General features: G+C 52.1%; 2 rRNA genes (1 of these 2 cut by a window edge). Both read right to left on the bottom strand.

Features of this window, described 5'->3' with window-relative positions:
* Positions 1 to 696: ribosomal RNA gene (locus MOC09_RS19415) — 23S ribosomal RNA — on the bottom strand; it reaches 2,232 nt to the left of the window's first position.
* Between the two features lie 169 nt (positions 697 to 865).
* Positions 866 to 2,415: ribosomal RNA gene (locus MOC09_RS19410) — 16S ribosomal RNA — on the bottom strand.
* The 16S and 23S rRNA genes sit together here, the layout of an rRNA operon.
* Positions 2,416 to 2,500: the final 85 nt, after the last annotated feature.

Genomic DNA, 2,500 nt, shown 5'->3' with positions numbered 1-2,500 from the left:
GCCCTATTCAGACTCGCTTTCGCTGCGGCTCCGCATCTTCTGCTTAACCTTGCACGGGATCGTAACTCGCCGGTTCATTCTACAAAAGGCACGCCATCACCCGTTAACGGGCTCTGACTACTTGTAGGCACACGGTTTCAGGATCTCTTTCACTCCCCTTCCGGGGTGCTTTTCACCTTTCCCTCACGGTACTGGTTCACTATCGGTCACTAGGGAGTATTTAGCCTTGGGAGATGGTCCTCCCGGATTCCGACGGAATTTCACGTGTTCCGCCGTACTCAGGATCCACTCAGGAGAGAACGAAGTTTTGACTACAGGGCTGTTACCTCCTATGGCGGGCCTTTCCAGACCTCTTCATCTACCTCGTTCTTTTGTAACTCCGTACAGAGTGTCCTACAACCCCAAGAGGCAAGCCTCTTGGTTTGGGCTAATCCCGTTTCGCTCGCCGCTACTCAGGGAATCGCATTTGCTTTCTCTTCCTCCGGGTACTTAGATGTTTCAGTTCCCCGGGTCTGCCTTCTCATATCCTATGAATTCAGATATGGATACCACTCCATTACGAGTGGTGGGTTTCCCCATTCGGAAATCTCCGGATCAAAGCTTGCTTACAGCTCCCCGAAGCATATCGGTGTTCGTCCCGTCCTTCATCGGCTCCTAGTGCCAAGGCATCCACCGTGCGCCCTTTCTAACTTAACCGTTAAAAAGAATCACTATGTGATATCTTGTCTTACTAATTGAATGTGATGTCTACTGTTATCTAGTTTTCAAAGAACACGTTTCGAAGGAATGATCCTTCAAAACTAAACAAGACAGGGAACGTTCTGTTTATAAGACCCAAGGTCTTATATTCCGTATATATCCTTAGAAAGGAGGTGATCCAGCCGCACCTTCCGATACGGCTACCTTGTTACGACTTCACCCCAATCATCTGTCCCACCTTCGGCGGCTGGCTCCTAAAAGGTTACCTCACCGACTTCGGGTGTTACAAACTCTCGTGGTGTGACGGGCGGTGTGTACAAGGCCCGGGAACGTATTCACCGCGGCATGCTGATCCGCGATTACTAGCGATTCCAGCTTCACGCAGTCGAGTTGCAGACTGCGATCCGAACTGAGAACAGATTTGTGGGATTGGCTTAACCTCGCGGTTTCGCTGCCCTTTGTTCTGTCCATTGTAGCACGTGTGTAGCCCAGGTCATAAGGGGCATGATGATTTGACGTCATCCCCACCTTCCTCCGGTTTGTCACCGGCAGTCACCTTAGAGTGCCCAACTGAATGCTGGCAACTAAGATCAAGGGTTGCGCTCGTTGCGGGACTTAACCCAACATCTCACGACACGAGCTGACGACAACCATGCACCACCTGTCACTCTGCCCCCGAAGGGGACGTCCTATCTCTAGGATTGTCAGAGGATGTCAAGACCTGGTAAGGTTCTTCGCGTTGCTTCGAATTAAACCACATGCTCCACCGCTTGTGCGGGCCCCCGTCAATTCCTTTGAGTTTCAGTCTTGCGACCGTACTCCCCAGGCGGAGTGCTTAATGCGTTAGCTGCAGCACTAAGGGGCGGAAACCCCCTAACACTTAGCACTCATCGTTTACGGCGTGGACTACCAGGGTATCTAATCCTGTTCGCTCCCCACGCTTTCGCTCCTCAGCGTCAGTTACAGACCAGAGAGTCGCCTTCGCCACTGGTGTTCCTCCACATCTCTACGCATTTCACCGCTACACGTGGAATTCCACTCTCCTCTTCTGCACTCAAGTTCCCCAGTTTCCAATGACCCTCCCCGGTTGAGCCGGGGGCTTTCACATCAGACTTAAGAAACCGCCTGCGAGCCCTTTACGCCCAATAATTCCGGACAACGCTTGCCACCTACGTATTACCGCGGCTGCTGGCACGTAGTTAGCCGTGGCTTTCTGGTTAGGTACCGTCAAGGTACCGCCCTATTCGAACGGTACTTGTTCTTCCCTAACAACAGAGCTTTACGATCCGAAAACCTTCATCACTCACGCGGCGTTGCTCCGTCAGACTTTCGTCCATTGCGGAAGATTCCCTACTGCTGCCTCCCGTAGGAGTCTGGGCCGTGTCTCAGTCCCAGTGTGGCCGATCACCCTCTCAGGTCGGCTACGCATCGTTGCCTTGGTGAGCCATTACCTCACCAACTAGCTAATGCGCCGCGGGTCCATCTGTAAGTGGTAGCCGAAGCCACCTTTTATGTTTGAACCATGCGGTTCAAACAAGCATCCGGTATTAGCCCCGGTTTCCCGGAGTTATCCCAGTCTTACAGGCAGGTTACCCACGTGTTACTCACCCGTCCGCCGCTAACATCAGGGAGCAAGCTCCCATCTGTCCGCTCGACTTGCATGTATTAGGCACGCCGCCAGCGTTCGTCCTGAGCCAGGATCAAACTCTCCGATAAAGTAGTTTGACTGACTACGCACATCGCTGTGCGATTTATAAAAAATGAATTAACAGGTACGTTTTGTCTTGTTTAGTTTTCAAAG

The organism is Bacillus sp. N12A5 (assembly GCF_026790125.1).
Taxonomy (GTDB): domain Bacteria; phylum Bacillota; class Bacilli; order Bacillales; family Bacillaceae; genus Bacillus.
The sequence above is the reverse complement of the archived record's forward strand: the minus strand, read 5'-3'. Positions and strand labels throughout refer to the sequence as shown.